This window comes from Cupriavidus sp. F041 (assembly GCF_057814235.1).
Genome location: NZ_JBVASY010000001.1, coordinates 2,873,176 through 2,897,107, shown reverse-complemented (window position 1 = coordinate 2,897,107; position 23,932 = coordinate 2,873,176). Strand labels below are relative to the sequence as shown.

Genomic DNA, 23,932 nt, shown 5'->3' with positions numbered 1-23,932 from the left:
GCATGACCGGCCTAGGTCAAACGGCGCATTGACGGTGCACGGCCAGGGCCTAACATCAGCTTATTCCCACTCAATTCCCTCGCCGCGGTCCAATCCTGCCGAAACCCGCAGCTCAAGCGCCTTAACCGCCATATGTGTACACTGCCGGTTCCTCGATGGATACAGGCTCAGCAAAGCCGCCTGGGGCCGCGCCCGAACGGCCGAAGGCAACGAGACAGTAGAAACAGTAGCAAATAGAAAAATGAAAGTTTCGACTACCAACGTCCTCAACATCCTGGAGCAAGATGAAATCGCCGCGGTGCGCGATCTGGCGCGCATGATTTCGCACCCTCGCTCCTTCGTCGTCCTGCGGGCCGCCTTTGTCCTGATGGCCGCGGTGGCCGTGCTGTGTTTCGCGGCCAGTAGTTTCCATCTGGCCGGCTTTGAGAATGTGGGTATCGGTGTGGCGATACTGGCCGCGCTGCTGTTCTTCGCGGAGCGCCGCTGGTTCGGCAACCGCGACGAGGTAGTGGTGCCGGCGGCGCGAGTCGACGAGCTGCGCACGCGGCTTCGCCCGGAGATGTTTGGCAAGCTGGAGGAAGTCGCAAAGCGCCTGACCCACGATGGCCCGGGGGACGGGATTATCCGGGTTCGCACTTTGTGGCTGTTCTTGTCGGAGTCCGTGGCAAGCGATACGCTCAAGCGCCGTGATGCCCGGCGCACCCCCGCCACGGATTCGCGAGCGGGCTGAATCGCCTTACGTGTTCGGGGCGGCACAGCCGCCCTCCCTTCGCCTCATCCTGCAGGTTGCGCTTCCTGGCTGCCTGGCTGCCGCCCCACCCGTACGGCATCCCTTGACTTCCCGTCGCGAATTCTGTAATTCCTGCTCAGACCGAAATTACAGAATTGACAGGTGATACGGTAAGGGCTTTGGTGGTGGGGGCCAGCGGGCTGGTGGGGTCGGCTTTGGTGATCATTTGCTGGCGCAAGGGCATCACGTGGTGGCGCTGGCCCGGCGGCCCGACGCGCTTGCGCGCCTTCCCCGGCTGCACTGCATCGCCGGCGACCTGACGACCTGGGCCACGCCGGCGCACTGGCACGCTGCCTTGTGCGGCTTCGATGTCGTCCTCAATGCGGTAGGTATCTTCCGCGAGGTCGGGCGGCAACGCTTCCAGGCATTGCACGCGGATATGCCGTGTGCCCTGATGCTGGCTTGCGAGCAGGCTGGCGTGCGCCGCATGGTCCAGCTTTCCGCGCTGGGTGCGGCTCGCGATGCCGCTACCGCTTACTGGCGCAGCAAGGGCATGGCCGACCATGCCTTGCGGGCCAGCAAGCTGGACTGGCTGATCGTACAGCCGTCGCTGGTGTATGCACCTTCGGGCCGTAGTGCCACTTTGTTCCGGCGGCTGGCGGCACTCCCCGTGCTGCCGGTGCCAGCGGGCGCCGGGCACGTGCTGCCCATCCATATTGACGACCTGGTGGCGCTGCTGGCCAATGCGCTCAGCGGGAACTGCGCGGGCCGGCGCACCGTGCCCGCGGTCGGGCCGGCCCGGCTCGGGCTTGCCGGCTGGCTTGGCGCCCTCAGGGGCGGCATGGGCCTGCGCCCGGCGCGGTGGCTGCGCGTGCGCGGCAGGCTTGGCGAGGGTTCCGGGCAGCCTTGTCGACCGCGACAGCCTGGTCATGCTACGTCGCGACAACAGCGCCAGCCCGCACGCTGCCGTCGCCCTGGCCGGGCGGCCCTTGCACGCGCCGGCCACCTTTGCCTCGCCTGCCGAGCGGCTTCCCACCCAATGCGCGGGGGGCCCCATCCAAATCGGCCCGTCGCGTAGCGACACATAGGCGGCGCCGTCCGATTTGGTTGGAGGGGGATAGCGCCCGGCTCGCAGAGCCGGTTAGTCGTTAGGGCGAGCTTGCTGCTGGATGTATTGCTTGATGACGTCCAGTGGCGCACCGCCGCAACTCAGGATGCCGTAGCTTCGGCTCCAGAGCACTGGCTTGCTGTAGTAGCGCGCCAAGTGTTCCTTAAACTGGTTTCTCCGCCGGCGGCTGGTGCCTGTCTTTAGGGCATTCACGAAGTCAGCCGTCGCGACGGTAGGCGGTAGCTCCAGCAAGAGATGAATGTGGTCGGCTTCGCCGTTCACTTCCAGCAGCGTCCCTTCCCAGGCCACGCAGCGCTCCCGCGCTTGCGTGCCGAAGGCGCTCAGCATGGCATCCGTCAGACATTTTTTGCGGTACTTCGCTACAATGACTAGATGGTATTGCAACGCCTAAACGCAGTGGGATAGGGACTTGAGTTCGATCGCCGGCATAGTAATCAGATGATGCAGACGCCCGCGCAGAGGCGCAAGGTGACCTATCGCCTATACCCAACGCCGCGCCAAGCCCTGGCGCTGACTGCATTGCTGCGTTCGCATCAGCAACTCTATAACGCAGCACTCGAAGAGCGGATCAGCGCGTGGCAGAAGGCCCGCAAGTTGCACATCGCTCACCGAGATCCGGCGAGACCTGCCCGATTGGGCGACGGTGAACTGTTCCAGCCAGCAGATGACATTGCGCCGACTGGACAAGGCTTTTGCGGCATTCTTTCGCCGCGTCAAGGCCGGCGATACGCCCGGATTCCCCCGTTATAAATCGCTCGCTTTCCCGGCTTCTCCTTCAAATCTCACGGCGATGGTTGGCGCTTCACACCAAGCGCGAATTGGAAGCACGGCACGCTGCGCATCTCGGGCGTTGGACATGTCTCGTGCCGAGGGCACGCGCGACAAGGCGGAGAAGTGTGTGCATCTGATCTATTGCACCGTGACGGTCAGTGGTTCCTGTCTCTGACCGTTCAACCGGCATTGATCGAGCGGCAACGCACCGGGCACGGCGCGATCGCGCTGGACTGGGGCACCGAAACGCTCCTGTCCGGCATTTAGGAGAACGGGACGGCCTTCGTGCTGGAGAATCCTCGCTGGCACAGAGCCAGCGAGGCAGTGATCACTGCCTTGCAGCAAGCAGTCAGCCGGAAGAAGCGAGGGTCCGCGCGGCGCAAGCAAGCGGTGCGCCAGTTGGCCAAGGCGCGCTCGCGTCAAGCCCGCAAGCGCTTGGATTTCCTGCATAAGGAGACTTGCCATTTGGCGCGAACACGCGCTGGTGGCCATGGAAGAACTCAAGATCAAGAACATGACCCGCAGTGCCAAAGGCACGATGGAGTTCCCCGGCAAGAATGTCTCGCAGAAAGCGGGGCTGAACCGGGAGATCCTCGACACCGCGCCGGCACTGTTGATGCAACTGCTCCGCTACAAAGTCACGGACACTGGTGGATTGTGGGCAGAGGCGCCGACGCGAGCGCTCAAACCGAGCCAGACATGCCCCGCATGTGGGTATGTCCGGAAGAAGAGCCTGTCGGAGAGAACGCACCGATGCACCGAATGCGGCCATACGGAGCCGCGAGACGCGGCATCGGCGCGCGTGGTTTTGAATTGGGCGCTGTACGGTACGCCGACAGCCCCATCACGTCAGGAACTGGCGTAGGCAGGGTTTTGCTCTGCGAAACTCCATCCAATCGCGCAGCGACTTGGTTGGAGTAGTTCATTTCTTTGGCGGGCTGATGGCCGCCCAGACGCTGGTGGTGACGGTGCGCTTCGCGACCAGCCTGTTCGCGGGCCTGGCCGAGCAAACGCTCTTCGCCCCCGACGACATCATCCAGATTATCTATCTCAGCTCCAACACGCTCATGGTCCTGGCGCTGTCGGTCGCCTTCATGCTGGTGATCACGCGGCGCCTGCATGTGGAACTCGACATCCTCTCCAGGACCGATCCGCTGACGCAGTTGCTCAATCGCCGCGCACTGTACGATGCCGGCCAGTGTGAGTTGGACCGGATGAAGGTGGATGGCGGCGAGATGGCCTTGCTGATGATCGACCTGGACCACTTCAAGCGCGTCAACGACAGCCTGGGGCATGCCGAAGGCGACCGGATGCTGAAGGAATTCTCGGCCATGCTCAAGCGCGAGTTGCCGGCCCACGCCTACCCCGGCCACTTCGGCGGAGAGGAATTCCTGGTATTGCTGCCGCGTACCGGCATGGACGGCGCGCTGCCCCCGGCGGAGCGCCTGCGGTCAACGTCCCCGCGGTTCTTCGGCAAGCGCACCGCCGCGCTCACCATCAGCATCGGCGTGGCCTGCCTGGACAAGACGGAAATGCGCCTCGATGGCGCCATTGGCCGCGCAGACCTGGCCCTCTACCGCGCCAAGAGCGCGGGCAGGAACCGGGTCGAAGCGATGATGGAAGGCGCCTGAGTTGTAGCCCAGGACGCTTTGGCACGATCGGCACGCAGTCCAAGCTCATGCCGCAAGCCGGGTTGGCTACCGTGCAGGTCATTGCGCCGATGTGATCGGACGCCTGGAACACGCAGACAATCCGAGTGAAGTCCTCGCGGCTACCCGTTTGGACACCCGTGGGCTCGTCTTCGTCCTCACTCTGCACACAGCCGCGCTCGATACCCCAAGAGAACAACATCCATAGAGCCCGCTCCAGCGGACAGGCACCAGTGCGACTTGGACACCCGCCGCAATTGCCATTTTGGCCCCGGCTCCAAATCACGACACTTTTTCATGTGCATTCGTCGCCCAATCCTGCCGTCAGTTTGACGACACTGAATCCCGTAAGTACATCGAACCGTGGGAGCACCACTATCTCGATCTACGTTGCCATTCGCATTGTTACCTCATGCAATCATTGCCCGGCAATTTTCAATCATGAAAAAGCAACACAAAATCGCTGTTCAGGTGACGATCGCGTCCTCTGATGGCCCTCTTTTCGAGAAGCTCAGCACCTTTGCAGCCCACGCAGGGAGCAGAGAGCGTGCTTATTACATTAGGGCCTTACTAATTCGTGGGTACGAAGTACTTGAGCGAGTTCCCAGCGTGAGTGCTTTGCCCAATCAATCGCCATCGGCCGTCCCGCGTCCGCCCGTAAAGATACACAAATTCTAGGAGTAGTTAATGTCGAAAAAGGTTACAGACCAACTCGTTGTGGGAATGGACATTGGATATGGCAACATAAAAATGGACTGGGGAGACGGCGACCTTGCGTACCCAGCGCGGGTGAAGCCTGATTGGTTCGGTGCGACCGAGAGCCATAAACTGAATGGGATGCGAGCCAGCTATGATGAAGTAAAGGTGTTAGTAAATGGCCGGTACTATTGGATTGGTCCGGATACCCATCTATACGTTCCCGAGCCGATAGTGACCGATACCTATAGTGACAGCCCAGAATACGAGGCGCACGTCATTGGAGGCCTGCACTACATGTTTCGCAAGAGCGGCGTCATTAGAAGGTCCATCCACAAGCTCGTACTCGGATTGCCGCTCTCGCAGTTTTCTCTGAGACGAGAAACGTTGCGTCAACGCTATCAGGGGAAGCGGCTCTCAATTCCAACGCCTCCCCCGCTCGAAGCCCGATACGGCCCTGAAATTGCGGTACGCATCCAGAATGTCGAGGTTGTCCCGCAACCCGTTGGAAGCTTAGTGTACTGGGCGACGAGAGAGGGAAGCGAGGAAGACCTCAACGGCGAGCGCGCCAATTTGGTCATTGACCCGGGTGAGCGGACTTTCGATTGGTATGCAGCCAAGGGCACGAAGCCAATCTACGACGAATCGGGAGCTATCCCGGAAGGGATGGCATCCATTATTTACAGACTGGCGAATACGATGACGAGAGAATTAGGGATACATATCGACTATTACACAGCAAGCCGTGGGTTAAGGCGGAACGAGCTTGCACTGATCGGCGCGGGAATGATCGACATGCGCCCCTTCCATGCTAAGGCGAAAGAATTTGCGGGCGAGGTAACGGAGCAACTCAAGAAGCGTTTGGTGTCGACAGCGTTCGACAATGTGGTGCTCACCGGCGGTGGCCTGCCGCTATTTGAGGAGGCAATCCGAAAGTGCTTCCCTCCAGACATAGTTCGCGTTGTCGCCGAGCCGATGATGGCAAACGCTCGGGGTTTCTATCAATGGGGAGCAGCGGAAGACTAACAGGGGCAGCTAGGCTCCGATCCTGCGCCTAGCGACGCGATCGATTGGAGCGCGGGCCGGTTCCTTTTGAGCAAAAACTTGGTCGACGATGAAATACGGACCAAGGATTGTGTACAAGTGCGACACACGTGTCGCACTTGCCCCCGGGGACTGTGAGAGACACACACCTGGCTGAGCTGAGAGCAATGGCCGCACCCACAGTACCGTTTGCGCGGGTCGTGTGCGGCGCCGCGCAGCCATTCTTGCAGGTTATACTAACTTTTCAGAAAGTATTGTCAGGCCGCAGCGTATTGGCACTCCGGCTGGCGAAAGAACGACTTGACTAACTCAGGCAGTCGTTGAATGCGACGTAACGCACTTCTCGCCAATTTCTTCATTTCGTTCTTTCCCTGGACTAAACGCTTGGAGACTTGCCGCTTCACGTGCGCCCACACCTGCTCGTCGGGGTTCAGGTGAGGAGAATACGGCGGCAGGTAGAACAGCTTCAGCCGGCCTTGCTCACTTTCGACGTATGTTTTGACTAGCTTGCTTCTGTGTACCGGATGCCCGTCCACCACCACAAAAACCGGCTTGGTCGCGCCGATCATCAATCGCTTGAGAAACTCGATAAACACCGTCGTATTGACGGAGCCGTCATGCACCATGAAACGGAACTCCCCACGTGGACTGACTGCCGAGATCATGTTCAGCGAGAAGCGCCGGCCGGTCACGCCAACCACAGGTGTCTGGCCACGCGGCGCCCAAGTCGTACCGGTGTGATAATCCGAGCGAATGCCCGCCTCATCCACGAAGTAGATCGTTGCGCCCGCCGCTCGCGCCTGAGCCCGGATCTCCGGATAGGTCTCAATTTCCCACTGCCGCACCAGCTTGGCGTCCTGCTGCCAAGCCTGATAGAGCGGCTTCTGCGCACTAAATCCCAGCAGCTTCATGATCCGGCTGACCGAGGCCAGCGACAACTTCTTGCCGAATTGGCGATGGATCAGCTCACCGATCAGCGACAGCGTCCACAGCCCGAACTCGAACTTGTACTGCAGCGGCGTGTTGTCCCTGATTGCCTTGGCCAGCCAGCGCATTTCCTCGGCGCTGATCTTTGGTGGGCGGCCGGGTATCGGCTTAGCCAGCAGCGCCGTCTGCCCGCCGTTGGCAAAGTCGGCCAGCCAGCGATAGACGCTGCGCACATTGACACCAAAGGCCGCAGCCACGCTTTCTACCGTCTGGCCTTCGCGAATAGCCTTCACTGCCTGCTGCCGCATTACCTGCAAGGCTTGATGCTCGATCGACCGAGCGTCCGAGTTTCGTTTGCATTTCATGAAATGCATTGTCTCACATGACAATACTTTCTAAAAGGTTAGTATACGACGTTGAGGTGCCACGGATGGCATTTGGCCGCGTCTGCCTAATCGGGGACGCAGCATTCGTGGTCAGGCCGCATGCAGCGACCGGAACTGCCAGGGCAGCAACTGATGCCGGATCCCTGGCGGGCGCCTTGAAGCGTCACGGGGACGTGGTGGCTGCACTGGCCGATCGGGAGCGGGGACAACTTGCACTTGGACAGCAATTGCTCGAGCGCACGCGGCGCATTGGCCGCCGCTCCCAAGTGGACTGCAATTGGGTTGTAGGCGACCCCGATCTTCGGGCTGCATGGACCCGGGGCATGAACGTGCACCCAACCCGCCAGAGCGGACCACCACGACATCGGCAGTATTTCTCATTGCGCCTCTCGCTCGTTGTCTGAGTCTTCTCGTGCCACCATAGTCCGTCCTCGCAAGCGCAGAACCACACTGATGTCAGTGCCTGCCATGGACTTCCCTGGACAACTAGTGGTATCCGGCCACGCCAACGGCAGCGCGCCGCACGGGCCGGCGGTCGATTAGCGCACGTGCGGAATCGGGCCGTCCGTCCTTGATATAGGCGGCCACCAGGGTCAGTTCTACGAGGTCGCGCTGCGCGCGGCTACCGCCAATGCGGGCGGTCTCGGGCAACGCCAGTTCCAGTGCGCGAATCGCCCTGTCCCATTCTTCTGCCGCATAGGCGGCAAAGCCTTCGGCGATGCCGATCACCACATCGCTGGCGGGGTATTGGTTCACAGCGAGCTTGTCGCGGATCTCCGCCACTCGCATCTGAAGCGCTTCGTGGTCTTCTTCAACGATGCATGCAATCAGCGCATGGACATCCGCATAGCCCAACCCGGCCGTGGGGAAGCAGCGTAGCGCGTGGTCGTGCACCACGCGCCATGCAGCGGCATCGCGGGGATGGCCTGCCAGTTCCGCGCGCCAGAGGAACGACGCCGAATCGGTGACCACGTTGATGGGCGGCCCCCACGCGCCACCGGGGCAAACACTCGTACGGTACGCGTCCCAAGCGCGCTCCAGGCGACCCACAGCCAACGCCGCTAGCGCCACGTGCCAAGACAGATGGCAATGGGTCAGGCTGCGCTTGTCGTGCTGCGGCATCCAGCCTTCGAGAAAATCGAAGATCGCGGCCGACTCGCCGCGCTCGTACATCACGTGCGCGCGGAAATGGGCGGCGTGGGCATGGCGGGGATTGGCGGCGAGGGCGCGCTCAATCAGTGTCCATGCCTCGTCGAGCCGGCCTGTCTCGCAAGCGGCGAATCCATACACCGTATCAAACCACCAGTCGCTCCCGTAGGCAGGCGCAAGCGATGCCAGCAGTTGATAAAGCTGCTCCTCGTGATGCGGGTCGCCGCTGAAACCATATAGGCCGAACACGCTGGTGGCAGGGGCCAGCACCATCGCGTCTCGCGGCCAGGTCTTGAGGTGTTCATGCATCGCCTGCATCGCCTGCACCGACTTGCCTTCTACACCGAGCGCCACCACGTTCACGTGGCTTTGCTCGCGTAGCGTGGCGGATGCCACCATTTGCCGCGCCTTTGTGGCCAGTCCACGCGCGGGTAGCACCTCAGCATCGAGGAACATGCCGCGTGCCAACGCGATGTGGGCGAGGGCAAAAGGCAGGATCGGCCTTCAGGGCCGCAGCCAGATACTCCCGGTATCCAGCCACGCCGGAAATCACACTATCGACGCCAGACGCATAGGCGTCGCGTGCCGCCTGCGACGGGGTCGACAATGGCAATCCATATCGGTCTGCCAACATGGCACACTCCCGCGGTTAGGGCGATTAGTACACATTTTGAATGTGGGCCGGGGCGCCCCGGCGTCGGCCGTGTCCGTTATTTATAGTGCACGCGGCGTTCCTCCGCCGCTTCGCCAACGTCTCTTGTTAGACGCGGCCTTTCAGACCGTGGGCAAGGATGGCCGAATCTCGCCGTGGCCGATCACAGCCGTCTGCGTTCGGCATACTATGCCGCCATCCAGCGATGGCTTCTCGCATCTCATCCCTCTGCAGCTGCCCAAACTATTGGGCTCTCCTGGTTTAGTTTAGCGAAGAACCCATCCCGAAGAACCCATCCCCTGAGGGAGACGTTCCCTCGTGGGTTGACAATGCTGCTGGGGGCGGCGATGAAAAATGCGTTGATGCCTGGCATCTTTGGACTGCAGCGGCAGTCCGAAAACGCGGCGATAGGCTGCCGAGCTTCCTACATGGTGTTAGCGGCGGTCACGGCCTACCCTTCGAAGCTGCCGTCCGGTCGATAAACCACGTGGCGGTTGCCGATATTGAGTGCCTTGTCGCGCAGGACCTGCGTGAACATCGTCTCCGGTACCGTAATGCCGAGTTCGGCCAGCTTGCGGCGGAAGTAGGACAGGCCCGCACCTATCGAAGCGTCATCGTCCAGGTTGTGGTACACGAAATCCTCCGATGGCTCCTCCACCGAGTCGCACAGGTCGGGATCCTCCGTGTCCGCATCAACCACCCCGGCAGTGTGGGCCACCGGCGCACGCAGATGCTCCACCCAGAGAAAGAAGTGGTGAAGCGGTCGGTCCCAGCCGAGTACGACGTCGACACGATTGGACCCGTGGATAGTTTCAAAGTGATGTTGGCTCATGACAATCTCCAGATATGGCGCCGCGCCAGCCATATGGCTGGCCGCGGCGGAACGTCTTACAGTGCTTCCAGCGCTTGAAGCGCCTTTTCCTTGGCGTTGGCGCCAATGCCGAACCAAGCGGAGTTCAGGCGATTGTCCTGACCGCGTGCGCGGATATGGAAATCGTGGTACTCGGTGACCGCGTTAAGCAGCCCCCATGCCGTACCCCTGACACCGTCCAACTCGGCGCCCTTGCCGGCGCCGTTGAATAGCCCCATGACGGTCTTGTAGCCTCGCGACTTGGTGACATCCGGCGTCGCAATCGAACTCATCAAGGACTGCAGCACGGCGTCAGCCTGGGCGGCCGAGACCCGCTTCTGGGACAAGTTCTTCATGCGGTCGATGAAGGTGCCGAAGACCTTCTCGCCGATCAGGCCGAGCTGGTCCTGCACCACGGTCGGATCGAATTCCGTGTTGTGGCGCACCTTGATCACCGAAGCACTGGCCAACGCGGCTTGCGCGCCGTGCAGGCTCAGATGCAAGGTGTTGTTGCAAACGACGCGAACCGAGGTGAACTGCGCGGTGGTGGCGAGCGAGCCATCACAAGACGTGGCCAGCAGCAGGTAGTTCTTCACCGGATCGTTGTCGACCACTTCGGCGTCAAAACCCGTCCTGGCCAGCGCCCAGATTCGGCGCCCGCCCTTCAGGCTGCCCGCGGTCTCGAGCGTGAAGCCCGAGTGCGCGACCAGGTCACGGAAGAATTCCAGGACCTCGCCCGGCTGGACGACCTTGTAGCGATCGGAAACCACCGCCAGCGGCGCGTTGCTGTCGCTTCGGTAAAGCACGTGATGCTCCGGGAAGTCGTGTATCTCGCCATTCATGAACTGCACCGTGCTGCGGTGCAGATGCCAATCCAGCTTGGCTTCGCGGCGCCAGTCTTCGATCGTCGCGTTCTCGGTGAGCTTTTGGCCGAGGCCATGCCATGGCATTGCACCGACGTAGGCCATGGAGGCCGTGCCGTCGCGAGAGAGTTGTAGTTCGTGAGCCAATTGGAATCTCCTGGGTGGCGTTTGTGACAATGCGGCCGGGTGCCGCAACAAAAAAATGCCAGGAGGTATCGGACCTTCCGTCTATGCCTCGTGATGGGCGCAAACGGAAGCCCCGAAGGGCTTCACGAAGTTGTGGGAAGAAGGTTAGAACCCGAAACGTGCGCAGCGCATGCGGGCTAAGGGACCGGTGATGCCGGCAGTGGCCAACTCGTTGACCAGCGCAGCTATACCCGTGTCTTTGTCCGGTACCGGAGTACGGGCCTCTTCGGCATACGGCTGAACGCAGCATTTGCGGACCAGAAACGTGTTGCCCCGCTGAATGAGCACCAGCTCAATCTCCAGGGTGCGGAAGCCGGCGATCAACAGGCTGTGCTGTTTCTTGGACTTGCGTCCTCGCGACGGGCTGACAGCAGCCTCCACTTCAGGATTCTCTTCGGGCAGGGCGAGATCCAGCCCACCCCGATCGTCTGGGTGCTTTCTCATGTTTGTTGGATTTCCTTACTGCGTCTCGCGACAGCACAAGACGGCAATTACGCTGCGGATGAGCTGTCTGCTGTATTCCTGTCGACTGCCAGACTGCACGCAGAAATCGACGAGACGATTGGCGCTGTCCGTGACGATCGTGCCGTAAAGTACGAACGATTCCGGAGTCGCCTTGTGGAATTGATGGATGCGACCTTCGCTATCAAAAAAGCGCACGTGATATCGCAAAAACGTGCGCGCGATGAAATCGCGATGGTCGAACACTGGGAGCGCGTGGACCAAATCCCGGCGCTGTAACGCGCCAATGGGATAGACCAGGCCGAGCTCGTCTTCTGTGCGGCAAGCGGGCGAAATGAGCCGCGCAATATGCATGGGCTCGTCGCATTCACGCTCGGGCTGAAGCTTCCCGAGCCGCCGCATAAATCCCTTGCCTACTGCTACCTCTGTCATTTCACCCCCTTCCGGTGCATGCCGCTGCTGCGGCGATTTGAAAAAGGGGGAACGGGTTCAATTCTGCATCGTTTTCGGGGCGACGCGCAAGAGAAACGCCAAGAGAATGAATCGTGATTTGTGGTGACACGCGCGCACCACAACGGAGGTATCAGGAAGAGAAGACATGGCGTTGACGGAAAAGCAGCACAAGATCATCGGCGATCCGTTGGACACGGATTTGATCATGGTGATCGCCTTCGCCGGCGCGGCAAAGACAACGACCTTGCGCATCAAGGCGGGCACCCACCAGAAGAAGCGCGGGCTTTACCTGGCCTACAACCGAGCAGCGGCCGAGGCGGCTCAGGCGACCTTCCCGGCCAACACGAAGTGCAAGACGGTCCACGCCCTGGCCTATCCGCGCTTCGGCCGCTGCTACGCCCACAACCTCGCCGGGAATCTGCGCGTGGGCGACGCGATGCGGCTGATGGGGCTCGGTGAGGACTGGAAGCTCGGGCGCGGAGTGGTCGATTGCGTCGACCGATACATCCGCGCGGATCTCGATGATTTTCCGCGGCTGGTGCCCGGCGATCTCGCACAAACGCCGGAGCGCAGCGCACAGATCGCGGCAGTCGTGAAGAGCTTGTGGCAGCGGATGGCCGCCCCGCGAGATGAAGCGCCGATGGTGAGTGACAGGTACCTGAAGCTCCATCAGCTATCGCGCCCCACACGCCCTTACGGCTTCATCACACTCGATGAGGGGCAGGACAGCAATCCGGCGACCCTCGCGCTATTCCGGCATCAGCGCCAGCCCAAGATCATCGTGGGCGAGCCCTACCAGAGCATCTACCAGTACTGCGGCAGCGTCAACGCCATGGAACCGACCACCGCCTCCCGCGCTATCATCTGACGGGGAGCTTTCGATTCGGGCCGCGGGTGGTAGAGATCACCACTGCGCTACTGCGCGAGTGCTACGGCGAGCAGCGCACCATGCTGGGTCTCGGCGCGGATACGCAAATCGAAGAGCTTCCAATCGTACGGTCCATATGCATGCCTGCGCCGCACCAACGCTGAAGTATTCGCCCCAGGCCGCGACTGCTGTCCGGCTCGGCTACACGCTGACATTTGTCGGAGGCATCGACGGCTACTACTTCGCACAGATCCTGGACGCCTATTGGCTATTCATCGGGCACCTCGATCAGGTGCGCGATTCCTTGGTACGGCAGTTCCGCTCCTTTGCGGAAATGGAGCACTACGCGGAGGCGGCGGAAGACCCGGAGACAAACAGACTCGTCAACGTCGTGAGCCTTTACGGGGGCGACATCTCGGGCCTCATCCACGCCACTCGGCACTCGCTGACACCGCCAGGACAGATCGCCGATTTGACGCTGGCCACAGCTCACAAATCGAAAGACCAGGACCTCTCTCGTGTTGTCATGGCGGACGACTTCCCGATCTCGCCGACGCCGATCTGGACCTGCAGGAGGCCAATCTGGCCTACGTCGCCGTCACGCGCGCGGTCGATTCGCTTCGGACAGACAGCATGTTTCGCGAGTGGTTTCTGCACACATCGTCGAGGCAATAGGCCGATGCGGAAGACAACTGCCTTCCGCCGAATAGCCGAGCACGTCCATTCAAATCGAGCAGTTGAAAGCGAGGTGGAGAGCCAGGAGATTGATAAACGACCGGGGAGCATGCATTCCCCTGGGACTATCCATTAGGTAGCCCTAAATCATGGGAATTTTTCGGCGTGAGCCGTTCGGGATATGTGTCAGCAACGGCCTCGGGCAAGCGACTCGAGCCAAGGAAGTGAAGAAACATGGTCAAGAATCAAGGAAGGTCGTGCCAGGTACGCCTGGCACCGGAACAAATCGCTGCGATCGATGCCGTATTGGGCCGAGTCTCAGCGGTCGCAGTCGGTGAAGAGGCAAACAAGCGCTATGCGCTCACCTTAGCGAGGGCGGAGTGCAGACGCGTCGCAGCGCTGATCAAGGAATCAAGGAGCAAGGTGGTACGGCGTATTCTCAGACTACGGGGGGTCGCGGCTGATGATATTGAACTGATGGAAGATCTTGCTCGTTACCATTGCAAATCGCCTGCAGACCTACTTGGTCTGATGGTACATCGCGAGTTGGCAGAGGTGGCAGGTGGAAGCATCGTTTCGTTGCATGATGTGCGCCTCTGTAGCGACGACGTCATCAATGCATACAAGCGTGTGCTTGCAAAGCTCATGCCTGCCAAAGGCTCCGCATCCGTAGGAAGGCGGCGTCACGGATAGAAAAAGGGACTTCCGGAACGGTCAGTTCTGGAAGTCCCTTTCGGGACTTCGGATTGCGGTGCTATTATTAATAGTGCAGCACGCGTGCGCGACGCGAGCTCTCGCTTGCGAGCTTCAACAGCGATTCGAGGTTACGAAGCACGGTGGGCGATTCGTCCGCTCCGGCTTCGAACATCCGCTCTACAAGGGCCTTCACTCGAGCCGCCTCTTCCGGCCGTTCCGCGGCTTTGGTCAGACTGCGCCAAAACGCCGGCTCGAACAGCGGCCAACGTGCATAGGCACTGGCTTGAGCTCGAGCGGTGCGACGAAACGCGTTGCCTTCGGAAGCCGCCTGAATAGCTTTGCGTTCAACCTTGTCAAAAATTGCGGGCATCGTGATCTCCAAACAGTGCCGTGAAACGGCAATTGAAATGGAGATGGGCGCGGAGCGCCTTCGGATTGGGATCCAGTCCGAAGTCGCCAGGCGGATGTCCGTTTGTTGCTCCTGCCTCTCGGGAGGCTTACCGTAATTCTGGCACACAGATCATGCGTTTGGAGAGGCAAGTCCTACTGATTTGCGTCACTCATTTGCCAAGCGCACAAGCAATTTGCCCGCAGTGGGCAATTTTTGTCGACGTATACCTCTGATTTTTAATGAAATTTCTTATAATCCCGGCCAGTTCTGTGCCCACTTTTGGCGGATTAGCCGGTCCACGCGCGCAGCTTTCCGCGGTCAAGATGCGTGAACCCGTCCGCTGGGTAGTAGCCCACGCCGCCGGCCGACAAGTACTTGCCCAGTTGCGCAATGCGGCTCGCAGAGACGCCCGGGACTTACTTTCCGCAGGTCGCCGATTGAATTTCCGCGTAATTTCCCGGGCGCCGGTAGGTCAGGGTTTGCGGGGCGCTTCGGCGTCTATCAGGCGTTCGGTTTCGTCCTCCCAGGCCTGCATCAGCCTCTTCGCCTGCCGGTAGTTGGCGATGGCACGCCGTAACACGGCGGCTTGCTCGGGTGAGACCGTCCGATGGACAAGCTTGCCGTCTTTCATGTGCCCCCACTCATAGTACGGGCCGTGGCGTGCGTCGGGATCCTGCGCGCAGCGGCAGCCCGGTTTGCCGCAGACCTTCATGCGTTCCAGTAGCGTCCCGGAACACAGATAGTCGATCGCATTTAGCCTCTCCCGGATGCGCTCGATCCGCTCGCGAGCTTGCTTGATGATGGTTTCGGGACGGCGTGGCATAAACTTGACTTTTAGGCGTCTGTCGCTAAGCTTAGCGACAGAATGAAAGGCACGCAAGAACCTTCTCCGCACAAGGCTCGCTTCATCCTTCACAGCGAGCGATTGGGTCCTTTACCCCTCATCAATCACTTCATTCAACGCATTGGCCTGGAGGACGTGCTCGATCGACACGTCCCCTCGGACGCACGCTGTGCGGTTCCTCACGCCAGAGCCCTGGGCGTCCTGCTGCGCTCGATCATCGTCGAACGCGAGCCGATTTACCGCCAACACGACACCGTGCACGGCTTCGCCAGTGGGATGTTCGGCATCCATGCGGAGGAGATGGCGCACCTCGGCGATGATCGGCTCGGACGCGCGCTGGATCGGCTGTTTGACGCCGACCGGGCGGCCTTGTTGACCGAGGTGGCGTTGGCAGTCGGGGAGCGTTTCGGCGTGAACTTCGACGAGTGCCATAACGACAGCACTTCGATCCGCTTCTGCGGCAGCTATCGTGGCGCCTCAGGCCGCAAGATTCGCGGGCGAACCGCACCGGTGATCACCTATGGCCACTCAAAGGACCATCGCCCCGATCTGAAGCAGTTGCTGTTCATCCTCACCATGACCGCCGACGGCAACATCCCCATCGCGTTTCGCTGTGCCGACGGCAACGCGAGCGACTCGCGTACCCACATCGAGACCTGGAATACGCTGCGCGCCGTGGCAGGGCGCAGCGACTTTCTCTATGTGGCCGATTCAAAACTGTGTTCGCGAGAAAACACGGACTACATTGATCGCGCGGGCGGGCGCTTTGTTACCGTGATGCCCCGCAACCGGTTGGAAGACAGCGAGTTCCGCCACTGGATCCAGACCAACACCCCTGATTGGACCTGTGTGTGCGACCACCCCAATCGACGCCACAGCGACGGGCCGCGCGACTGCTGGTATGTCTATCGGGCGCCGTTACCGTCTGCCGAAGCCTGGCCAGTCGTGTGGGTCTGGATCCCGCTACTCACGCTACGCCAGGAGGCCCGGCGGCGCAGAAACATTGCCGCGGCCATTGAAGCGCTCCAACAGTTACGCGCGCGGCTCGCCGGCGCGAAGACGAGACTGCGGGGCGCCGCCGAGATCGATCTGCAGATCAAGGGGATTCTCGAGAAGCACCACGTCGGCCGCTACCTGAAAGTCCGCCGCACCGTGCGCGAAGAACATCAGTACAAGCAGACGCAGCGGGGTCGCCCCGGACCCGAGACCGCTTACCGCAAGATCACCAAGCGGCGCTTTGACATCGAGTGGACCACGGACGATGAGGCGATCGCCTATGACCACAAAAGCGATGGCATGTACCCGCTGATGACCAACGTTCGCAGCCTGTCACCGGCCCAGGTGCTGGAAGCCCACAAGGGCCAGCCCATGATCGAAAAGCGCTTCGAACAGGTCAAGACCGTGCACGAGATCGCGCCCGTGTTCCTGAAGGACGAGGGCAGAATCGAGGCGCTCTTCACCCTCTACTTCCTCGCGCTACTCGTGCAGGCGCTCATCGAGCGCGAGCTACGTCTTGCTATGAAGCGCGAGCACATCGATGAACTTCCTCTGTACCCGGAGCAGCGTCAGTGCAGACGCCCAACTACCGAACAAATCTTACGTTTATTCAGTCTCGCTGAGCGCCACAAGTTGATCGAAGGTGCGCACACCGTGCAAGTCTTTGACGTGCCGCTCACGGATCTGCAGCGTCAGGTGCTCACGTTACTCGGCGTCTCAGAGCACGCCTTTCGGACGCCAGGCTAGCAACGAAATTCGCGTCAAATTGTGTCCTCGACGTGCGGAATGTAAGACGAGAAGATCATATTTCGGGTTGGGAAGCATGGCGCCGGATGGGTGCTGGTCGATCCTCCATGATCGCGGCCAATCACTACAACCTTTGGCCGATTGCACATGGAAATGCATACGCTTTCCGCGGGCCCGGCGGTCGCCTAAGATCGCCCCGCGCATCCGCGTTTTCCATCCCGAGCCAGCGTAGCGAACGCCAAAGCGCTACCTGGCAAGTCCGACGCCGACGCGAGGCCGCTCAGCGCTCCGCCCCAGTCCAGCTCTCCACCGCAGCCTTAACTCTCGGCCAGTAGGCGTCTCTGTACTCGGGCGTCTCCGAGTGATAGGCGCCGACGGCCAGCCACGAGTTGCCGTAGCGCTCGATCTTCCTTCTATATAGATAGGCACCGACCATGACGTTCGTGCACGGATCCATGAGCCGTGCCGGCGCAATCCCGAAGCGCTTGAGCTCACCCAGGTGAACGCTGTTAATCTGCATTGCGCCGTAGTCGATCGAGCCATCGGCATTGCGATTGACAATATTCCCGCGAAGGCCGGATTCGACAAAAGCTATGCCGCGCAAAACATATGGATTGACACCGTATCGCGCGGCTGCCTCGTCGAAGCAAAAGGCATGCGCCGTGCAGGCGTAAGCCAAAACCCCAACAGAGGCGGCCACCCTACACGCGCACCACCATCCCATCGCTCGCATCAACGGCACAGCTCGAAGACATACAAATTCGAATAGTTCCCATTTCCCTGGGAATTTCGACGGACAGCGCCTCTCGAATATCCGAGTCGGTTCATCGTCGAGTCGACCCAAGCAATAACTTCGTTGTGGTTGAAAGTCAGATCAATGTCATTCCGCTTATCTCCAGCCACGGTCGTCGAATCCCAATAAGCGGTGAAACCGGTCGCCGAGCAGCCGTCGTCAGCGCCGTTGCAATCCATCGGGCCAACCATCAACATCGTGACCGGTTCCGTGGTGGAATACTTGCACTGCGTAACTGGCGGAACGTAGGCTTTGTAGCAAGTACCGACTCCCGGCACAAAGGTGGAGCCCCCGCCCTGGTCGGCGGTGTAGAGGCCGTGTTTGCCGCAATTGTCAGGGGCTGGAGGAGGTGCGTCTGGAACGCAACGAGCAATGCCGTTCACACGGCCCCAATGGTCGCCTGGGCGGCAATCCGCTACGGTTACAGGCACTGCCGGAAGCGTGATGAGTTCCGCCCTAGCCGCGGGTATAGATAGTGGTATGCCGACCGCAATCATGATTGCAATGGGCTTCAGACGACTGTTCATTGGGAGCTCCGCTATTCGAGTGGTATGGCAGTAGTGGGCATGGCGCCAGTCACCACGACTCCAGGAACCCAGTATGCGGGCGCGTGCGTTATCGCAGGGGTCGAATGCTGCCCCATCGGCGTGCGGATTCAGAGGTTGCACCGACGAATTAATGTAGCACTGACCAATCAAATATACGACTCCCCTCTATCGAGGGGGCAACATCTTCAGCCATATGGCTGCGTGCTAGAGTTGCGCCGAAGAAAGCCCGCGCTAAATTGAGGTTGTGCCTTGGAGCACCAACCCATTCCTAAAGGTCAATCCATGCGTAAAACAATCCTCGCTTTTTCTATTGTCGCTGCGCTGTCTGGCTGCGGCGGCGGCGGCGATAGCACTAGCGGCACCCAGGCTACTGGCGCCCCGTCGACGCGCCGACCACCCCTCCAGTTGTTACCTCGGATTCGACCCTCGCGACACTCGCTCCGACCGGCACGTATTCCGACGCTGACAAACTCGCGGCCTACACGTATTTAAACGCCCAACGCCTTGTATGCGGCTTTGGTGCGCTTGCGCAAAGCACGGCACTCGACAAATCAGCGCAGAACCATTCGGACTACATTTCGACCAACTGGAATGTCGGGCGTACAGATGCATATTCGCACGCGGAAATCCCCGCATATTCTGGGTTCACGGGCGCAGGAGCAATCGATCGCGGGATGTTTGCGGGGTACAACGGTATAAACATCGGCGAGGCGATATCTATGTCGGGCACTGCACTAGCGCAGACTCAGGCATTCCTCAACACGACCTATCATTCGCTCATATTGCTGAGCGGGCACCACGATATTGGAATCGGGCTGTCGCCGACGATCAGTGGTAACGCGTTGGTCGTAGATACCGGGTACCGTACCGCAGCGGACTTTCAGTTCATAGACTCGAAGAACGTGGCGACGTACCCATGTGACGGGCAGACCAACGTCACGACCATACATGGCCCCGAGTCTCCGAATCCGATTCCTGGCCGTGACCTGAAGGCCTCGCCAGCAGGCCGCGCCGTCGTCGCCACAGTCCGTGATGGGCAAACTCTGACCGTTGAGACCTTCACCATATCGAACGGTGCTGGCGCGCTTACTGCCATTCTGCGCACCAAAGGCACAGACCCGAACAACGGCATTCCGCAGAATGTTGCGGTCCTCATCCCCGACGCGCCGCTAGCAGCCAAGACGACCTACACCGTAAAGCTCGTTGGCACGAACAACGGGCAGCCGGTCAACAAGACCTGGAGCTTTACCACGCAATAAGCGCTCCTGCGAACATGCATCCAGACCCGCCTCAGCGGGTCTTCTTCTGCAATACCGCGCTCGCGACAGCGCGGGGCATATTTGTGGCATACGATGCGACATTATCCCTGCCTCGCGATCCTAGCTGCGCTGGCGGGCTGCAGCAGCAGTGGGGGTGTATCCCGCGGGCTAACTGATGGAGGCCCTGCTTCCGCGCACGGAGCCCCGGCCGCATCCATTGGTTCTACGATATCCGATGCAACCATCCTCGCTTCGGCGCCCGAGGCGACCTACGCCGACTCCGACAGTCGGGCTGCATACGACTACCTAAACGCCATCCGCGTGCAAAGAGGCTTCGGCGCGCGTATCCAGAGCGTTGCGTTGGACAAGGCAGCGCAGGCACACGCCGAGTTCATCGCCGCCAATCTGGACGCTGGCCGTTCGGATGCCTATGGGCATACTGAGAATCCGTCATATCCCGGTTACACAGGCACCTTACCACTCGACCGAGCCACCTCGTACTAATATGGCGGCATTGGCATCGGTGAGAATTTGGCCGCCGAACCCTCTGCGTTGCAGGCCGCACAGGTGCTGACGTCGGTCACCTACCACACGGTTGGGACGCTAGGCTTCGATCGCGAGATTGGGATCGGAAAGTCCGATAGGACTACCGCCCTCGCCGTGCCCATCACCGTCCTCAAGGTGGGCTTGCGCTCGCCCTCTGACATTCAATATTTGGACTCCAGGACTGTTGCGACATTCTCATGCGATGGTCAAACCGGGGTCACGACGTCGCATGGCGATGAAAAGCCGAGCCCGCTTCCTGGACGAAGTTTGTCGATCGATCCCGCTGGCCGAGTGATTGTCGCAGTCGTCCGTGTCCATCAAAATCTGATCGTGTCCGAGTTTTCTATCGCGACACGCGGCGGGAGGCCGCTCAAGGCAACGCTGCTCACGAGCGCTTCGGACCCAAACAAGCTCTTGCCAAGCAACGTCGCCGCGCTGATTCCGGATGCCCCTTTGGAAACGAGAACGACATATACGGCGAAGCTGGTTGGCACGAACAACGGCCAACCCGTCAACAAGATCTGGAGCTTCGCCACCCAGTGAGCGGCGGTGAGAGTTTTGGATGGCCTACGTTTGTGGGTCTTTCTTACGAACAACGAGAGGAGCTTTCGAGATGCGTTTGCTAATTGCCTTGATCTTGCCCTGGCTGACCTTCTTCACGATCGGCAGGCCATTCGCCGGGATCATCTGCCTCATCCTGCAGATCACGCTGATCGGCTGGATCCCTGCCACGATTTGGGCCGTATACTCGCTCAGCCAATACGAGACCGACCAAAAGATCCAGAGGGCCCTCGCCGAGCGACGGATCTGAGAGAGGATTCCGACCTTCGCCGGAACCGGGACCCGTCCGCGCGTTGAGTGCGGTGACGGAGGGCGCCAGCACCCTGCGGCGCGAGGGCTCCATCCAAATCGGCCTGACGCGGAGCGTCACTTAGGCGGCGCCGTCCGATTTGGCTGGAGGGGGATAGCGCCCGGCTCGCAGAGCCGGTCAGTCCGATGGCCTGGATTGTTGCTGAATGTATTGCTTGACGGTCTCCAGTGGCGCGTCTCCGCAACTCAGGACGCAATAGCTTCGGGCTCCAAGCCGACGTTCTGGAAGACCGCGCCGGTATAGAGGAGCGCCGAAAGCTGCACCCCAGGATGATCAGCTCTTCCAACATACCTCGAAGCCACCGGCAATGTTCACCCCGAACGCTGCACAGTCCCCTCTGGAAGAAGCCAAGAGGCTTGCCCCGCACAAACTCTCATTTGAGCTATACTAATTGCTCAAATGGAGATTACCATGACCGCCGCAGTCGAGGTTAGAGTCAAAGGAGCCGCTCGTAAGCAGCAAGCTGGTCTCCGCGTCAGCGATTTTTCTGCCGTCCACGAGGCCAGCCTGACGACTCAGGGTGTCCTATGCGTCATCCAAATCATCAGGGCAGGAGTTCCCGCCACCGACATCTCGCGTCTTGCTCAGCTCATGGGCACTAGCAAGGAGCACCTGATAAAGACGCTCGATCTACCGCGCGCAACCGTCGACAGAAAAGCAAAGGCGCACCAGAACCTATCCAGCGAGCAAAGTGAACGCGTTGTAGGTATGGCGAAGCTGGTTGGCCAGGTGCAGTCCATGGTCGAGCGATCAGGCGATCCGACGAACTTCAACGCGGCACAATGGGTGGCCCAGTGGCTTGAGCAGCCCTCCCAAGCCTTGGGCGGCCAGCGCCCGGCAGAGTTGATGGATACCGTGGCCGGCCAGGAAGTCGTCTCCGATCTGGTCGCGAAGATGCAGAGCGGAGCGTACGCTTGAGGAGCGTCTGGCGGATCGCGACGGACACGCCTGACTACACGGACGACGACCGCACCGGCGCTGGCGCCAAAGCAACCGGCGGGCGTTGGAACCGACAAGGCACGGCCTTGGTGTACTGCGCATCCAGTATTGCATTGGCGTGTCTCGAGACACTTGCGCATTTGGGCGCCGCGAGTCTTCCCCTGAACCGCTACTTGGTCCGCGTCGAGATTCCCGATGACATTTGGGACGCTGGGTTGCCGATGACAGCCGCGACCGCGCCTGTAGGCTGGGACGCGATTCCTGCGGGAAAGACGAGCTTGGACGCCGGTGAGGCGTGGGTGGCATCGAAGGGATCGGCGGTGCTCCTCGTGCCGTCGATCGTAGTCCCGGAAGAGTTCAACATCCTCATCAATCCGGACCATCCCCACGCCGCCCAGATCTCCTTTGCAAAGCAGCGCCGATGGCTCTACGACGCGAGACTCTCATGAGAAACAAGCCCGCGACCCACGCGGGCTCTCTCAATCGCCTTCCGTCGCTCCCTCAATAGGCGCAGCCCGTCGTCAGCGTCCCGCTAAGCGTGCCGCCGATCCACCAATACTGGTTGCCGCCGATCCAGGAATTTCCAGCCAATGCCATCGCCTGTGCGGTCCAATATGAGCCGGAGTCGATCGCCGTAAACCAAACCGCCTGAATCGGCTGTGCGATGTAGCCGGAAACGTTGACCTGGAAGACCGCGCCAGTATAGAGCGCCCAAGGCGTGCCGCCAGGGCAGTTGTCCTTGGTGAAGGTCATGCCGTCAGTGACGTTCTCAATCTTCCGCATGGCCGTCATGGTTCCAAATGCGGACGCCAGAAGCTGAAATTTTCCGCCTCGGCAGATGTACCCCTCGTTGGTACCACTGGTCGCAATCTGGCTGTTGGTCCCGCAGGCCATGCCGGTGGTGATGTTGGCGACGGCCGTACCCACGGGTTGCCATTTGCCATTACCGCAAATCACCAGGCCGGTGCCGTTCGCATTGGTTCGGGTCGAGCCGTCGACCGTGCAAGCGGTATTTGGGGTCGCCTTCCCGTACAGATAGTTATCCCCCGAGGTGATCAACTCTTTGGTCTGCACGTTCCCATTGGGGGCGGTAAAGCCCGCCGCGTCCATCGTCGACGTGTTGGTGCCGTCAGTCACAGTCACGCTGCCGTCACACTTGACCTGAATGAGGCCGTTGGCGCCACTGATGTTCACGCACGGCCCCACCAGGTCGGACGCAACACTGGTGTACCCGAAGCTCCCGAAGCCAACCCGAATGCCGAGGACGCCAGCCGGCGTGCCCGCGACCGGATTCGCAGTGGTACTGCCACCCGCCCCCGCCAGCACTGCCGGCGCGGACGGGAATGAGATATAGCCGTCGGGGCCAATCGTCGAGCTCGCCACGGCCAGGAGCGGAATCCGCGGCCGCCCCGCTTCGTCGTTCAGGGCCTGCGCCGCGTAGGCCAGCCCCACCACCTCGCAGTTCACGCCAGGACAGGCTTGGAGGGCGAGCTTGACCCGGAGGGACTGCCCAAGCGGTGTCCTCAAACCAAAGCCCGCAGGGAGGTACTTCGTCGTAATCAATTCCTGCACCGTGGGCGCAAGCGGATCGGTAAAGCCTGGCACCACGCCGGCCACGATCTGGGTCTTGTTGCCAACCACGAAGCGGTTGACCGCGGTGCGAATCGCGGTGGCATATTGGCCTGCGCCGACGGCCTGATTATCTTCGATCTCGCGGATCATCTCCGGCAGCTTCACCGTCGCGATGATCATCGCAGCAATAATGAGGTAAAGGCCCATCTCGATCATCAGGAAGCCGCCGTCGCGGCGCTG

The 23,932-nt window shown here is 60.7% G+C and carries 30 protein-coding genes and 2 pseudogenes; 18 read left to right on the top strand and 14 right to left on the bottom strand.

Annotated elements, in window-relative coordinates:
- Positions 1 to 241 precede the first annotated feature (241 nt).
- Together ACZY0R_RS13270 and ACZY0R_RS13265 are read left to right on the top strand one after the other, a co-directional pair.
- The gene (locus ACZY0R_RS13270; protein WP_488858829.1) at positions 242 to 730 is read left to right on the top strand and encodes a hypothetical protein; all 489 of its coding nucleotides are present in this window, start codon (positions 242 to 244) and stop codon (positions 728 to 730) included.
- A gap of 226 nt (positions 731 to 956) precedes the next feature.
- Entirely contained in the window at positions 957 to 1,808 is an 852-nt protein-coding gene (locus ACZY0R_RS13265; RefSeq protein WP_488858828.1) for an NAD(P)H-binding protein, read from the top strand.
- A 63-nt stretch (positions 1,809 to 1,871) separates the two neighbouring features.
- Here the strand turns inward: ACZY0R_RS13265 and tnpA are convergent, their stop codons facing one another.
- A complete protein-coding gene (tnpA, locus tag ACZY0R_RS13260) occupies positions 1,872 to 2,243 on the bottom strand; it encodes an IS200/IS605 family transposase (RefSeq protein ID WP_488858827.1) in 372 nt (123 codons plus the stop codon).
- Between the two features lie 54 nt (positions 2,244 to 2,297).
- Between tnpA and ACZY0R_RS13255 the strand changes: the two genes are divergently transcribed.
- The 5 genes from ACZY0R_RS13255 (at position 2,298) to ACZY0R_RS13235 (ending at position 6,001) form a co-directional block, all read left to right on the top strand.
- A complete protein-coding gene (locus tag ACZY0R_RS13255; protein ID WP_488858826.1) occupies positions 2,298 to 2,609 on the top strand; it encodes a helix-turn-helix domain-containing protein in 312 nt (103 codons plus the stop codon).
- Entirely contained in the window at positions 2,530 to 2,805 is a 276-nt protein-coding gene (locus ACZY0R_RS13250; RefSeq protein ID WP_488859758.1) for a hypothetical protein, read from the top strand. Before ACZY0R_RS13255 ends, ACZY0R_RS13250 begins: the two co-directional genes overlap by 80 nt.
- 315 nt (positions 2,806 to 3,120) lie before the next feature.
- On the top strand, positions 3,121 to 3,495 hold the full coding sequence (locus tag ACZY0R_RS13245; protein ID WP_488858824.1) for a zinc ribbon domain-containing protein: 375 nt from the start codon (positions 3,121 to 3,123) through the stop codon (positions 3,493 to 3,495).
- Between the two features lie 76 nt (positions 3,496 to 3,571).
- The gene (locus ACZY0R_RS13240) at positions 3,572 to 4,261 is read left to right on the top strand and encodes a GGDEF domain-containing protein (protein WP_488858823.1); all 690 of its coding nucleotides are present in this window, start codon (positions 3,572 to 3,574) and stop codon (positions 4,259 to 4,261) included.
- Positions 4,262 to 4,966: 705 nt separating this feature from the next.
- Positions 4,967 to 6,001, top strand: coding sequence for a ParM/StbA family protein (locus ACZY0R_RS13235; RefSeq protein ID WP_488858822.1), 1,035 nt, complete (start codon positions 4,967 to 4,969; stop codon positions 5,999 to 6,001).
- A 275-nt stretch (positions 6,002 to 6,276) separates the two neighbouring features.
- Here the strand turns inward: ACZY0R_RS13235 and ACZY0R_RS13230 are convergent, their stop codons facing one another.
- Positions 6,277 to 7,311, bottom strand: coding sequence for an IS630 family transposase (locus ACZY0R_RS13230; protein WP_477115608.1), 1,035 nt, complete (start codon positions 7,309 to 7,311; stop codon positions 6,277 to 6,279).
- Positions 7,312 to 7,328: 17 nt separating this feature from the next.
- On the opposite strand from ACZY0R_RS13230, the gene ACZY0R_RS13225 reads away from it, so the two are divergent.
- On the top strand, positions 7,329 to 7,736 hold the full coding sequence (locus ACZY0R_RS13225; protein ID WP_488858821.1) for an FAD-dependent monooxygenase: 408 nt from the start codon (positions 7,329 to 7,331) through the stop codon (positions 7,734 to 7,736).
- 82 nt (positions 7,737 to 7,818) lie between these two features.
- On the opposite strand, the gene ACZY0R_RS13220 is transcribed toward ACZY0R_RS13225, so the two are convergent.
- The 5 genes from ACZY0R_RS13220 to ACZY0R_RS13200 form a co-directional block, all read right to left on the bottom strand.
- Positions 7,819 to 8,937 carry a tetratricopeptide repeat protein gene (locus tag ACZY0R_RS13220; protein WP_488858820.1) on the bottom strand — a complete coding sequence of 373 codons (1,119 nt, stop codon included), beginning with the start codon at positions 8,935 to 8,937 and terminating at the stop codon, positions 7,819 to 7,821.
- 647 nt (positions 8,938 to 9,584) lie between these two features.
- A complete protein-coding gene (locus ACZY0R_RS13215) occupies positions 9,585 to 9,965 on the bottom strand; it encodes a hypothetical protein (protein ID WP_488858819.1) in 381 nt (126 codons plus the stop codon).
- A 56-nt stretch (positions 9,966 to 10,021) separates the two neighbouring features.
- Positions 10,022 to 10,951, bottom strand: coding sequence for a DUF932 domain-containing protein (locus ACZY0R_RS13210; RefSeq protein WP_488859674.1), 930 nt, complete (start codon positions 10,949 to 10,951; stop codon positions 10,022 to 10,024).
- Between the two features lie 186 nt (positions 10,952 to 11,137).
- Positions 11,138 to 11,476: a hypothetical protein gene (locus tag ACZY0R_RS13205; protein WP_045240655.1), complete on the bottom strand. Its 339-nt coding sequence runs from the start codon at positions 11,474 to 11,476 to the stop codon at positions 11,138 to 11,140.
- Positions 11,477 to 11,491: 15 nt separating this feature from the next.
- Complete coding sequence (locus ACZY0R_RS13200) at positions 11,492 to 11,926, bottom strand: hypothetical protein (RefSeq protein WP_488858818.1); 435 nt, start codon at positions 11,924 to 11,926, stop codon at positions 11,492 to 11,494.
- 166 nt (positions 11,927 to 12,092) lie between these two features.
- Between ACZY0R_RS13200 and ACZY0R_RS13195 the strand changes: the two genes are divergently transcribed.
- From ACZY0R_RS13195 to ACZY0R_RS13185, 3 genes are all read left to right on the top strand, one after another.
- On the top strand, positions 12,093 to 12,815 hold the full coding sequence (locus ACZY0R_RS13195; protein WP_488858817.1) for an AAA family ATPase: 723 nt from the start codon (positions 12,093 to 12,095) through the stop codon (positions 12,813 to 12,815).
- A gap of 136 nt (positions 12,816 to 12,951) precedes the next feature.
- A complete protein-coding gene (locus tag ACZY0R_RS13190) occupies positions 12,952 to 13,626 on the top strand; it encodes a hypothetical protein (protein WP_488858816.1) in 675 nt (224 codons plus the stop codon).
- A gap of 98 nt (positions 13,627 to 13,724) precedes the next feature.
- Positions 13,725 to 14,183: a hypothetical protein gene (locus ACZY0R_RS13185; protein ID WP_488858815.1), complete on the top strand. Its 459-nt coding sequence runs from the start codon at positions 13,725 to 13,727 to the stop codon at positions 14,181 to 14,183.
- Between the two features lie 67 nt (positions 14,184 to 14,250).
- Here ACZY0R_RS13185 and ACZY0R_RS13180 read toward each other — a convergent pair whose 3' ends face one another.
- The 3 genes and pseudogenes from ACZY0R_RS13180 to ACZY0R_RS13170 all read right to left on the bottom strand — a co-directional run bounded on the left by ACZY0R_RS13180 (position 14,251) and on the right by ACZY0R_RS13170 (position 15,400).
- Positions 14,251 to 14,556, bottom strand: a complete 306-nt coding sequence (locus ACZY0R_RS13180; RefSeq protein WP_488858814.1) for a hypothetical protein — start codon at positions 14,554 to 14,556, stop codon at positions 14,251 to 14,253.
- Between the two features lie 308 nt (positions 14,557 to 14,864).
- Positions 14,865 to 14,981: pseudogene (locus ACZY0R_RS13175) on the bottom strand (peptidoglycan L,D-endopeptidase MepK); the annotation flags it as partial.
- Between the two features lie 68 nt (positions 14,982 to 15,049).
- Entirely contained in the window at positions 15,050 to 15,400 is a 351-nt protein-coding gene (locus ACZY0R_RS13170; RefSeq protein WP_488857120.1) for a DUF6788 family protein, read from the bottom strand.
- A 42-nt stretch (positions 15,401 to 15,442) separates the two neighbouring features.
- On the opposite strand from ACZY0R_RS13170, the gene ACZY0R_RS13165 reads away from it, so the two are divergent.
- Positions 15,443 to 17,164 (top strand): IS1634 family transposase, encoded by a 1,722-nt coding sequence (locus tag ACZY0R_RS13165; RefSeq protein ID WP_488858813.1) that lies wholly within the window; start codon positions 15,443 to 15,445, stop codon positions 17,162 to 17,164.
- A 280-nt stretch (positions 17,165 to 17,444) separates the two neighbouring features.
- Here ACZY0R_RS13165 and ACZY0R_RS13160 read toward each other — a convergent pair whose 3' ends face one another.
- On the bottom strand, positions 17,445 to 17,888 hold the full coding sequence (locus ACZY0R_RS13160; RefSeq protein ID WP_488859672.1) for a lytic transglycosylase domain-containing protein: 444 nt from the start codon (positions 17,886 to 17,888) through the stop codon (positions 17,445 to 17,447).
- Between the two features lie 8 nt (positions 17,889 to 17,896).
- Entirely contained in the window at positions 17,897 to 18,484 is a 588-nt protein-coding gene (locus ACZY0R_RS13155; RefSeq protein WP_488858812.1) for a hypothetical protein, read from the bottom strand.
- 303 nt (positions 18,485 to 18,787) lie between these two features.
- Here ACZY0R_RS13155 and ACZY0R_RS13150 point away from each other — a divergent pair, with 303 nt between their 5' ends.
- The 4 genes from ACZY0R_RS13150 to ACZY0R_RS13135 all read left to right on the top strand — a co-directional run bounded on the left by ACZY0R_RS13150 (position 18,788) and on the right by ACZY0R_RS13135 (position 21,121).
- The gene (locus ACZY0R_RS13150) at positions 18,788 to 18,997 is read left to right on the top strand and encodes a lipoprotein (protein WP_488858811.1); all 210 of its coding nucleotides are present in this window, start codon (positions 18,788 to 18,790) and stop codon (positions 18,995 to 18,997) included.
- A 227-nt stretch (positions 18,998 to 19,224) separates the two neighbouring features.
- The gene (locus tag ACZY0R_RS13145) at positions 19,225 to 19,764 is read left to right on the top strand and encodes a hypothetical protein (protein WP_488858810.1); all 540 of its coding nucleotides are present in this window, start codon (positions 19,225 to 19,227) and stop codon (positions 19,762 to 19,764) included.
- Between the two features lie 531 nt (positions 19,765 to 20,295).
- Positions 20,296 to 20,853: a hypothetical protein gene (locus tag ACZY0R_RS13140; RefSeq protein WP_488858809.1), complete on the top strand. Its 558-nt coding sequence runs from the start codon at positions 20,296 to 20,298 to the stop codon at positions 20,851 to 20,853.
- Between the two features lie 70 nt (positions 20,854 to 20,923).
- Complete coding sequence (locus ACZY0R_RS13135) at positions 20,924 to 21,121, top strand: YqaE/Pmp3 family membrane protein (protein WP_488858808.1); 198 nt, start codon at positions 20,924 to 20,926, stop codon at positions 21,119 to 21,121.
- Between the two features lie 177 nt (positions 21,122 to 21,298).
- On the opposite strand, the pseudogene ACZY0R_RS13130 reads toward ACZY0R_RS13135, so the two are convergent.
- A pseudogene (locus ACZY0R_RS13130) lies at positions 21,299 to 21,379 on the bottom strand (IS200/IS605 family transposase); the annotation flags it as partial.
- Positions 21,380 to 21,592: 213 nt separating this feature from the next.
- Between ACZY0R_RS13130 and ACZY0R_RS13125 the strand changes: the two are divergent.
- Together ACZY0R_RS13125 and ACZY0R_RS13120 are read left to right on the top strand one after the other, a co-directional pair.
- Complete coding sequence (locus tag ACZY0R_RS13125; RefSeq protein WP_488858807.1) at positions 21,593 to 22,099, top strand: Xre family toxin-antitoxin system antitoxin; 507 nt, start codon at positions 21,593 to 21,595, stop codon at positions 22,097 to 22,099.
- Positions 22,096 to 22,569, top strand: a complete 474-nt coding sequence (locus tag ACZY0R_RS13120) for an RES family NAD+ phosphorylase (protein ID WP_488858806.1) — start codon at positions 22,096 to 22,098, stop codon at positions 22,567 to 22,569. Before ACZY0R_RS13125 ends, ACZY0R_RS13120 begins: the two co-directional genes overlap by 4 nt.
- 52 nt (positions 22,570 to 22,621) lie before the next feature.
- Here the strand turns inward: ACZY0R_RS13120 and ACZY0R_RS13115 are convergent, their stop codons facing one another.
- The gene (locus ACZY0R_RS13115; RefSeq protein WP_488858805.1) at positions 22,622 to 23,908 is read right to left on the bottom strand and encodes a hypothetical protein; all 1,287 of its coding nucleotides are present in this window, start codon (positions 23,906 to 23,908) and stop codon (positions 22,622 to 22,624) included.
- Between the last annotated feature and the right edge of the window lie 24 nt (positions 23,909 to 23,932).

Excerpts from the sequence above, each read along its gene's own strand:
- ACZY0R_RS13270 (WP_488858829.1), top strand. The coding sequence starts at position 242 with ATGAAAGTTTCGACTACCAACGTCCTCAACATCCTGGAGCAAGATGAA.
- ACZY0R_RS13255 (WP_488858826.1), top strand. The coding sequence starts at position 2,298 with ATGATGCAGACGCCCGCGCAGAGGCGCAAGGTGACCTATCGCCTATAC.
- ACZY0R_RS13245 (WP_488858824.1), top strand. The coding sequence starts at position 3,121 with ATGGAAGAACTCAAGATCAAGAACATGACCCGCAGTGCCAAAGGCACG.
- ACZY0R_RS13240 (WP_488858823.1), top strand. The coding sequence starts at position 3,572 with ATGGCCGCCCAGACGCTGGTGGTGACGGTGCGCTTCGCGACCAGCCTG.
- ACZY0R_RS13235 (WP_488858822.1), top strand. The coding sequence starts at position 4,967 with ATGTCGAAAAAGGTTACAGACCAACTCGTTGTGGGAATGGACATTGGA.
- ACZY0R_RS13230 (WP_477115608.1), bottom strand. The coding sequence starts at position 7,311 with ATGAAATGCAAACGAAACTCGGACGCTCGGTCGATCGAGCATCAAGCC.
- ACZY0R_RS13225 (WP_488858821.1), top strand. The coding sequence starts at position 7,329 with ATGACAATACTTTCTAAAAGGTTAGTATACGACGTTGAGGTGCCACGG.
- ACZY0R_RS13220 (WP_488858820.1), bottom strand. The coding sequence starts at position 8,937 with ATGTTCCTCGATGCTGAGGTGCTACCCGCGCGTGGACTGGCCACAAAG.
- ACZY0R_RS13215 (WP_488858819.1), bottom strand. The coding sequence starts at position 9,965 with ATGAGCCAACATCACTTTGAAACTATCCACGGGTCCAATCGTGTCGAC.
- ACZY0R_RS13210 (WP_488859674.1), bottom strand. The coding sequence starts at position 10,951 with ATGGCCTACGTCGGTGCAATGCCATGGCATGGCCTCGGCCAAAAGCTC.
- ACZY0R_RS13205 (WP_045240655.1), bottom strand. The coding sequence starts at position 11,476 with ATGAGAAAGCACCCAGACGATCGGGGTGGGCTGGATCTCGCCCTGCCC.
- ACZY0R_RS13200 (WP_488858818.1), bottom strand. The coding sequence starts at position 11,926 with ATGACAGAGGTAGCAGTAGGCAAGGGATTTATGCGGCGGCTCGGGAAG.
- ACZY0R_RS13195 (WP_488858817.1), top strand. The coding sequence starts at position 12,093 with ATGGCGTTGACGGAAAAGCAGCACAAGATCATCGGCGATCCGTTGGAC.
- ACZY0R_RS13190 (WP_488858816.1), top strand. The coding sequence starts at position 12,952 with ATGCATGCCTGCGCCGCACCAACGCTGAAGTATTCGCCCCAGGCCGCG.
- ACZY0R_RS13185 (WP_488858815.1), top strand. The coding sequence starts at position 13,725 with ATGGTCAAGAATCAAGGAAGGTCGTGCCAGGTACGCCTGGCACCGGAA.
- ACZY0R_RS13180 (WP_488858814.1), bottom strand. The coding sequence starts at position 14,556 with ATGCCCGCAATTTTTGACAAGGTTGAACGCAAAGCTATTCAGGCGGCT.
- ACZY0R_RS13170 (WP_488857120.1), bottom strand. The coding sequence starts at position 15,400 with ATGCCACGCCGTCCCGAAACCATCATCAAGCAAGCTCGCGAGCGGATC.
- ACZY0R_RS13165 (WP_488858813.1), top strand. The coding sequence starts at position 15,443 with ATGAAAGGCACGCAAGAACCTTCTCCGCACAAGGCTCGCTTCATCCTT.
- ACZY0R_RS13160 (WP_488859672.1), bottom strand. The coding sequence starts at position 17,888 with ATGGGATGGTGGTGCGCGTGTAGGGTGGCCGCCTCTGTTGGGGTTTTG.
- ACZY0R_RS13155 (WP_488858812.1), bottom strand. The coding sequence starts at position 18,484 with ATGAACAGTCGTCTGAAGCCCATTGCAATCATGATTGCGGTCGGCATA.
- ACZY0R_RS13150 (WP_488858811.1), top strand. The coding sequence starts at position 18,788 with ATGCGTAAAACAATCCTCGCTTTTTCTATTGTCGCTGCGCTGTCTGGC.
- ACZY0R_RS13145 (WP_488858810.1), top strand. The coding sequence starts at position 19,225 with ATGTCGGGCACTGCACTAGCGCAGACTCAGGCATTCCTCAACACGACC.
- ACZY0R_RS13135 (WP_488858808.1), top strand. The coding sequence starts at position 20,924 with ATGCGTTTGCTAATTGCCTTGATCTTGCCCTGGCTGACCTTCTTCACG.
- ACZY0R_RS13125 (WP_488858807.1), top strand. The coding sequence starts at position 21,593 with ATGACCGCCGCAGTCGAGGTTAGAGTCAAAGGAGCCGCTCGTAAGCAG.
- ACZY0R_RS13115 (WP_488858805.1), bottom strand. The coding sequence starts at position 23,908 with ATGATCGAGATGGGCCTTTACCTCATTATTGCTGCGATGATCATCGCG.